Source organism: Micromonospora sp. LOL_023 (genome assembly GCF_048060115.1).
In the GTDB taxonomy this organism is placed as follows: domain Bacteria; phylum Actinomycetota; class Actinomycetes; order Mycobacteriales; family Micromonosporaceae; genus Micromonospora_E.
In genome coordinates this window covers 1-1,006 of sequence record NZ_JBHMIM010000176.1, presented here as the reverse complement: position 1 = coordinate 1,006, position 1,006 = coordinate 1, and the positions used below count along the sequence as shown (strand labels likewise).

The following is a 1,006-nucleotide window of genomic DNA, read 5'->3' as shown; positions in this document are numbered from 1 at the left end:
ACCTGGCGGGCTCCGGGGAACAGGGTGTCGTCGCAGCCGGTGACGCGGATCGTGCGGCGTTCGGCGCGTCCGTGTCCGCGATCGGCGTCGACGCCGGTCCGGTCGGCGAACTCGGTGTCGGTGCCGGACAGCAACGTGTGGGCGGCGCGCAGGGCGAGCGGCTGGTTCCCCTTCAGGATCAGTATGTAGTGGGCGTTCACCGTGTCGGTGATCAGCCGGGCGGTTTTCCTGGTGGTGTGCAGGGCGTCCAGGGTGAGGAGCATGCCGGCGACGTTCAGCGGTGTGAGTAGGTCCTCGGTCGCGGTGGCCTCGCCGCGTTTGTCGGCGACCTGGCGTTGGCCCAGGATCACGGCACGGTCGTGGGTGACGGCGGCGACCAGGATCACCTGCCCGGTGGGGGTGCGGGTGCCGTGCAGCAGTTTCCCGTCGATCGCGGCGGCGGGCAGCAGTCCGGCCGGTGCCGGGTGGGTGAACGCCCGGGTCGCGGCGCGGCGTTGTTCGCGTTCGGTGGGTTCGTCTGGGCTGGCGGGGATCCGTGGGGCCGGGGTGTCGCCGCGTGCCACGTCCGCGGCGTAGCCGCAGGTCGCCGTGTCGAGGGCGTCGCCGTCGACGGCGGCCAGGACCCGCCGGAAGGTCCGTTCGCTCGGTACGAGGTAGCGGCTGGTCGGTGGGTCACGGCGGGCGCCGAGGCGGTGCAGGACGTTCTGTGGGGTCCGGGCCGTCCACTGCCGGATCGCGGTCAGGCTGTCGTTGCCGGCGACGAGGGTGGCACACGCGGTCAGGACCAGGATCACCAGCAGCGGATGGCGCCGTCCGCGCGGCCGGCGGGGGTCCGGCACCCGGGCCAGCCGTGCCACCAGGGGCGACACCATCGACAAGGGATCGGCCGGGCCGGCGGCGAGTTCGGCTTCCCACAGCGCCAGATCGGCAAGGTGGTCAACAACGGGGTCGGTCAGGGAAGATGTCGTCACGAGCGCGGCTCCAGCGATGAACTTCGAGGCTAGTC

1 protein-coding gene is annotated in these 1,006 nt (G+C 72.3%); it reads right to left on the bottom strand.

All coding sequences use genetic code 11. From position 1 onward, the window contains the following. The coding region (locus ACFHVL_RS31345) for an ISAs1 family transposase (protein ID WP_416632240.1) at positions 1-971 on the bottom strand (971 nt) is incomplete at its 3' end. Positions 972-1,006: the final 35 nt, after the last annotated feature.